Annotated in this window: 1 protein-coding gene and 1 pseudogene; one reads left to right on the forward strand and one right to left on the reverse strand. The window is 71.0% G+C overall.

Annotated elements, in window-relative coordinates; translation table 11 throughout:
- A pseudogene (locus ACGFYV_RS37315) lies at positions 1-6,546 on the reverse strand (hypothetical protein); the annotation flags it as partial.
- Between the two features lie 633 nt (positions 6,547-7,179).
- Here ACGFYV_RS37315 and ACGFYV_RS37320 point away from each other — a divergent pair.
- Complete coding sequence (locus ACGFYV_RS37320; RefSeq protein ID WP_393882999.1) at positions 7,180-7,329, forward strand: hypothetical protein; 150 nt, start codon at positions 7,180-7,182, stop codon at positions 7,327-7,329.
- Positions 7,330-7,561 lie beyond the last annotated feature (232 nt).

Consider the following 7,561-nt stretch of genomic DNA (forward strand, 5'->3'; position numbering starts at 1 on the left):
CACATCAGCCGGCTCCCTGACCGCCGACAGACCAGAACCCGAAGCCACCGGCTCATCCGGCCCCGGCACATCAGCCGCCGGCCGCGACCCACCCACACGACGCTGCTCCCCCACCGGCAACCCGGTCAGCGCAACATTCAACGCAGCGAGCAGCGACGTGGCAGCCGGCGGCGGATCACCCTTGTCCGGCCTGCGGGAAGCATGATGATCCACCAACGCACGGGTCTCGTCCCCACTGTCACGCAGAGCAACAGCGGTCAACACCGTCGCCTCATGGTGAGCCGTCATCCGGTCAGGACTCACCAACGGCAGACCAAGGAACGCCGAAGCGTTGAGCAAGTCCTTCTGCCAACTGTCAGGAGCCTCACGACGCAGCCGGGCGAGCACCGCCATGCCGAGATCGCTGAGACCGCTGTCCGCAAACTCCTCCGCGAAGAGACGCTCCGGATCCGGCGCCGCTTCCGGCGACGGGTCGCCCGTCTCATCACGATCCCGGAGCTTCCCCCGCGCATTCTCGGACAGAGTCTCAGACCCCTCCGAGTCCTCCGGCGCACCGTCCGACTCGGCGTCCACAGTCCCCGCAGGCACCTCGGCGGCCGCCTGGTGCTGCTCCTGCGGTTCCGTGGCGTCCGTGGCGTCGGGTTGGGTCGTGGGTGTCGGCGGGGGGTTTGTGGGCCAGCCGCCGGGCATGTCGTCGGAATCCGATTCCGACTCCTCCCGCGCTTCCGCGCCCACGATCGGCTCGTCGATGGTCTGGGGCGTCAACTCGAGGAGTGCGGGCGTCCGTTCCTCCGGCACGAAGAGCGTGAGCGCCTCGCTCAGCACGTTCACCTGGACGCCGCTGCGGGTGCCGTCGGTCTGCACAAGACCGATGTTCCAGCGGGCGTTCTCCAGCGCGAGACGCGTGAATCGCCGCTGGTCGGGATCGGCGAGGCCCTCGCCTCTTGTGCCCGCCGACTTGTCGCCGCCCTCCAGCAGATTGCCGAACCCGCCACGCTGTCCGGCAGCCGCCGTGCGCCCCGCGTCCACGCCGGCACCGGGCCGGGTGATGTCGTTGCCCCACGCGCCGAAGTCGATCCGCCCCGAGGCCGAGCCCCTGAGGTCCAGGGCCGCGTTCACCGAGTGGTCGACCGCCCGGTGCGCGCGGCGGAAGTCCTTGACGAGCGTGCCGGTGACGGCGCCGTCGCCGGGGCCCTGCGCGACCGACACCCCGTCGTGGTCGAGGGAGAGGACGAGCGTCGGCTCGCTGTTGGCGAAGACCCCCGGGAGGGTGAGGGGGACCCGGATCTCGCCGCCGGCGATCAGGTGCAGCGCGCGCTGATGCATCCAGGCCAAGCTGAAGACCGTCGCGAGGCGGGTCGTCAGGTGGGCCTTGGCGCCGTGCCAGGAGGTCTGGCCCAGCGTCCGGCTCTCGGTTCCGACGAGCGTCTCGGCCTCCCGCAGGAGATCACGCAGACCTGCGACGGTGCCGAGGAACGCTTCGGTGAGCTGTTCGGGAGCCGGCCGCACACTGGTCCGGGGTCCCGTCTCGTGCGCCGGCAGGGCCACGGGGGCCGGGCGGGGCAGCGGTGAGGGGTCGTCTTCCGCCCCCATGAGCTGCTGGGGGTACGAGAGGGTGAGCGCCTGTCCGAGGGACGTGTCGATGAGCGTGTGACGGGAATGGGCGCCCACGTGGGTCAGGAGAGGCCCGACCAGCGCGGTGGAGGCGGTGAGCCCCCAGTAGCGTTCCAGCTCGACGTTCACGGCGACGTCGTAGGAGATGAGAGCCGGTCCCCAGTCGACGTTCAGCATGCCCGAGCTGCGCGAACGGCCGGTGGCGGCGCCCAGCCCCTGCCCCTGCCCGTAGGTGGCCGCGAAGCCGGCGCCGGCACCGCTGCCGCGCAGGAGGACCCCGTCGGAGACGACAGGGCCGTTCCCGTAACCGAGGCCGGCTCTCCCGCTCCAGCTCTGCGACTGGCCCGATGACAGGGACTGGGTGTCCCGCTGCACGTTCTTGCCCTCGACGACGTGCCCCTCGCCCGCGTCCCGCAGATGGACGGGGTTCGTCAGTTCGATCCGCGCGGTCACCACGGCCAGCGCCGTGGAGATCGGCCCGCGGTAGGGGACGACGAACCTGAGCACCCCGGAGGTCATGGGTTCGAGTCCGGCCTTGGTCCCCTGCCGGGACGCGAGGCTGCGCAGCCTCGCCAGCACGAGCTCGGCATGGTCCGCGTCGAGCACGGAGAAGAGGGTGTCCCGGCTGGCCTCGACACTGGCCCGGAGGTCGGGGATCTCGAACAGCGTGCCGTGTCCGAGTCCGTCGGTCGGCAGGGTCAGAGGGAGCGCGCCGTCGACGGGGCCTGGCCTGTCCGTGGACGTCCAGGGCGAAAGGGGCGCCTCGGGTGCTTCAGGTGCCGAGGTCGGGTCGGCGCCGGTCGTGACGGAGCGCACCGGGGCCGGTGCCGGCGCCTGTCCCTGTGCCGCCGTGACCGCACGGCGGATCTCCGACCTGTACCTCATCTCGGCGGCACGAGCCACCGGCATGACCATGACGGCGGGGGCGTTCGGCAGTGTGCGATGGCCGGTCCGCTCACCGATGTGCTGGTTCCGCGCCAGACCGCCCAGGTTGACGGGGCTCTCGGACCACACCTTGGCGGTGAGGCGATACACCATCTGCGCGTGCACGATCTCCTGTGCGCCCAGGGTGATGTCGACCCGGTCGCTCTGGCCCTCCCTCGCCGAAGAGAAGGTCATGGGGGCCTCGTTCGCATACCGCAGGCCGAGCGAGGGGACGACCGTGTCGGCGACCGGCACGTGCGACGCGGCGTCCCGGTGAACGCCGGCCGCGAAGGCCGCGTTCCCGCCCCCGGCCAGGCCGAACGCCAGCGTGTCGGAGGTCGTGCTGTCGCTGACGGCGGCGGTGGTCAGCGTGTGGTCGTACTGGTAGGCGCCACGGCTCACGCCCTTGGTGGTCATCGTGCCGATGCTCGCCTGGAGCTCGAACACGAGCCTGCGCGGAAGGCCGAAGGAGTCGCGGCCGACAACGCGGTTCCACAGGGGGTAACTTCCGCCGATGAAGTCACCGACGCGGGGGCCGAGGGCGTTCAGGGTCGCGTGCAGACTCACACGGTCTGACGGCTCCAGGGTGAGGTCCAGTTCGGCCAGGAGGTCGTCCGCCTGGCCTCGCAGGCCTCCCGTCTGAGCCAGGAGGAGCGAGTGGAGCGGCGGCCGTTCGTCGTTCGCCGGCTGGAAGGCCGGGGGAACTTCCTCCTCCCCGGTCAGTTCCCGGTAGGCCAGGCGGTCCCTGTCCAGGCGCGAGCGCATGCGCACGGAGTCGTACCACTCGTCGCCCGGCCCCTTTTCCTCAAGGAGGTCGTCGGCCACCAGCAGGCTGACGTGGACGGTCACCGGGTCGGCCAGCTGGTTGCTCCGGGCGGCTTCGCTGTCGGCGGGCTGGTTCGTCGTCCCGGACGTGGACACCGTGCCGGGATACGGGGCCATGGTCGTCATTCCGATGGCGGATGTGGCGCTCAAGGCCCACGTCACCGCCGCACTCGTCACCGCCGCACCCGTCGCCGCGCGGTTGTCGGTTCCGGTGGACACCTTGAACCGGATGTCCACACGGCCGTCGAAGACCCCCATGAAGCGCGAACCGCCACCCGATGCCCCTCCGGCGGAGAACCCTCCGCCGGTCGTCGACACCCAGGTCGCGCCCAGCCGCTGTTCGATCCGGGCGCCCACGCTGTGCAGGATCCGGTCCTGGGGCGGCCGGTTGTACCAGAACGGCGCGTCGAAGCCGCCCTCCACGGCGGTGACGGTGGAGCGGTCGCCCTGGAGTTCGTAGAAGTTGCCGTAGTACGTCTCCATGTTGCCGTCCCACAGGCCGGACTGTGTGAAGTCGTCCGGCGTGAAGGACGCGGAGAGTTCGAGCGTCACCTCTTGGGGGCCGGTGGCCCTCGGGACGCTGAGGAGGACCGACACACCCCCGTTGATCATGTCGTGCAGGCGCGCAGCGAGGGACTCGCCCCGGACCAGACTCGCGACCTTCAGGAAGTTGGCGAGCTGGGCCGCGCTGCGCCCCCCCGCGTCGTGGATCGCCTGCGCGCCCTCGGTCCCCAAGTTGTCGGGGAGCATTCCGGGAGCCGCGTTGTGGACCGCGTTCAGCACTCGGTCGAACAGCGCCCGCGTGTCCGAGGAGTCGAGGGAGGCGACTCGGCTCAGGTGCGGAAGCCAGCTGCCGAACGCGGGGTTGATCCGCAGGCGCCGGTCCGGGGACGTACGGGCGTGCAGTTCGACGTCGTCGGCCTTGGGACCCGACACGGTCGGGTCGGGGGCGGGCGCGCGCAGCAGTCCGAGTCGCTGAGCGTCCTTCAGCAGGATCCGCAGCCTGGCCCGGCCCTCCACAACAGCGCTCCGGCCGCCGGTGGAACGGACCTCGGTCCGGGTCCGGCCCTCGACCACCACCGTGGCCTCTTCCAGCTTGACCTTGTGCAGGACGACGGAACCGGCCTGCTGGCCCGGGTCCGAGATGCTCACCGCCCGGCGCGCGCCCAGCACGGGTAGGCCGACGAGCGTGCTGAACTTGCCGTTGGACGAATCCCACAGAGCCGAGCCCGAATAGCCGCCGCCGTCGCCGGCACTGCGGCGGTGGGCGACGTTGTCGACCAGCGTGTCCTCGGTGTCGAGGTGAGTGAGCCAGTCCACCTCGTCCCCGCCGTCGGCCTCGACGACGTCGGCGTCGTGGAACATCGTGCGCAGTTCGACCGCCAGGGGCCCTCCGGAGCTGAAGTGGAAGAGCGGTGACCAGTGACCGCCCGTCATCGCCTGGTGCAGTGACCCGGCGATCGACTGGGACGACGTGAACGCGTGGACTGCGGCCCGCTGTACGGAGCCGATCTCGGACGCTTCGTGCGGCAGGACCGAGAACACGGCGCGGCGCAGGTCCTCGGTGTGGTCGAACGTCTCGACGAGCGAGGTCCGCGGGACGGCCAGCGGTACGAGCCGCCCGGTCGTCGACACACCGCGCCCGTCGTCGCCCTGGCTCGTCGCCACGACCCCCTCGGGACGCTCGGGCGCGTCGGAGGTGTCAGCCGTTTCGATCGCCGCACCGCGCCCGTCGTCACCCTGGCTCGTCGCAACAGCCCCCTCGGGGCGCTCGGACACCCCGGAGGGGTCGGCCGTCGCGGTCACCGCACCGCGCCCGTCATCGTCCTGGCTCGTCGCAACGGCCCCCTCGGGCGCGTCGGATGTGTCAGCCGCGTCGGCCAGGACGCGCGGGTCCCACTCGTCGAACGCGCCGTCGCCCGCCCGCGCGCGAGTGCGCCGCTCCTCGGCCGCTTCCATGCCCTGCCGCAGCATGTCGGTACTCACGTCCGGCTGCTGTGTTCCCCCGGTGGCCGGCGCGTCCTCGCTCTGCCAGGTCCGCCACTGTCCGGACGTGGCCGCGACGACGTTCTCCGACGGCTTGGGACGGCTCCTGACCGCCCTTCGGTCGTGGCGCCCGACCAGGGCCGCCTCCAGGATCTCCTGGCTCTGGTAGTCGGTCTGCCCACGGCCGCGCACGGTGACGTCGTAGAGAACGTCGTACGCGAAGTCGACGGCTCGGTAGGTGCCCTTGGTGTAGCGGGCGGTCGCGGCCGTCGAGGACACGTCGCTCGTCGACGACGCCGAGTAGCCCGCGATCGCGGAGTTGACCAAACCGCCCAGCTTGTTCAGGTGGGGCACCGCGGAGAACGCGTGGTTGATCAGGAGGGAGGCCGGCAGCCCCATGCCGTGTGCCACCGTGCTGCTGCTCGCCACCGAGTCGCCGGACTCGAAGACTTGCCGGGTGCGCGCCTCGCGTCGCTCGGAGACGGGGTCCACCGCACCGGAGGGGTCCCCGATCGGGCGGCCGTGCGTGTCGGTGACCTGCCGCCAGTCGCCCAGACGCAGGCGGACTGAGACCTCGAGGGGGCGGTCGGCCGGGAACAGGGTGAGGACGAGCCGGTCGCTGATGGCCTGGGGCAGCTCGGTGACGAAGCTCTCCGAGAGGAACCAGTCGTCGATCTCGCGCCGCGCGGCGTCCCGGCGGCTTCTGGGAACGCCGCTCAGTATGGCCGTGCGCACGGCCGAGTAGAGCCTCTCGTCGGGCAGTTCGAAGGTCACGGGGCCCGCGCTCTGCTTGAAACTCGCGTGCACGAGGTCTGCGGGCGGGGCGAAGAGCAGGGTGTCGTCCCGCTCGTCCAGACGCCGCTTCCACTCGTCGGACGTGACGGTGGAGACCGGCTGCGGTTCGTGCGCGGCCTCGATCACCGTCTGTGTGATCAGCGGCTCCTGCCCGGTGTCACGGGCGGGGGCATCCGCGGTGTCACGCGCGGGGGCGTCCGCAGTGTCACGGGCAGGGGCGTCCACCGCCTCGGCCTGCGGGTTGGCGTCTGCCTGACGCTGCGGGCCGGCATCCGCCTCAGCCCGCGACACAGCGTCTGCCACGGTCTGCGGACCGGCGTCCTGGCGCGCGTCCGTGGCGTGCGGGGCGGCCTGGGGCACGGGGGCGAGTTCGTCCGTCAGGGACTCCGGCGCACCATTCACGAGCGAGTCCGGACGACTCGGCGGAAGCGGCACATCAGCCGGCTCCCTGACCGCCGACAGACCAGAACCCGAAGCCACCGGCTCATCCGGCCCCGGCACATCAGCCGCCGGCCGCGACCCACCCAGACGGCGCTGCTCCCCCACCGGCAACCCGGTCAGCGCAACATTCAACGCAGCGAGCAGCGACGTGGCCGCCTGCGGCGGATCACCCTTGTCCGGATTACGGGAAGCATGATGGTCCACCAGCGCACGGGTGTCGTCCCCACTATCACGCAGAGCAACAGCGGTCAGCACCGTCGCCTCACGGTGAGCCGCCATCCGGTCAGGACTCACCAACGGCAGACCAAGGAGCGCCGAAGCAGCACCCACATACTCCCGCCAACTCTCCGGGAACTCACGACGCAACCCGGCAAGCGCCTCCGCGGCAACGTCGCTCAGACCGTTGTCCGCATCGTCCTCCGCGAAGAGAAGCTGCTGATCCGGCTCCGGGTCCGGCATCCCTTCCCGTGACGGATCACCCGAATCATTAAGGTCCCGGAGCTTGCCCCGCGCCTTCACGGACAGAGTCTCAGACCCCTCCGTCGTACCGTCCGAGCCGTCGTCCACGACCTGGGCGTCCGAGCCGTCTTCCACATGCCCAGCAGGCACCTCAGCAGCCGCCCGGGACTCATCCTGCGGATCGACCACATCCGTGGCGTCGGGCTCTCGCCCGGCCGGCCGGGACTCGTCCTGCGCATCGACGACGTCCAGTTCCGGGACGTCCGTACGGGTCCTGGGCAGTGACGGCGGATCCACGGGCCAGCTGCCCGGAATGGCATCGTCATCGTCGACCTCGTCCAGCCGGCCCGGCGCCTCCGCGCCCACGAGCGGCTCATCAATGGCCTCGGGCATCGAATCAACGAGAGCAGAGACACGCTCCTTCGGCACGAACAGGGTGAGGGCCTCACTCTGCACCGTGACCTGAACACCACGGCGCGTGCCGTTGCTCTGCTCAAGACCGATGTTCCAGCGGACA

Origin of the sequence: Streptomyces sp. NPDC048297, from assembly GCF_043201585.1 — a bacterium.
GTDB lineage: Bacteria > Actinomycetota > Actinomycetes > Streptomycetales > Streptomycetaceae > Streptomyces.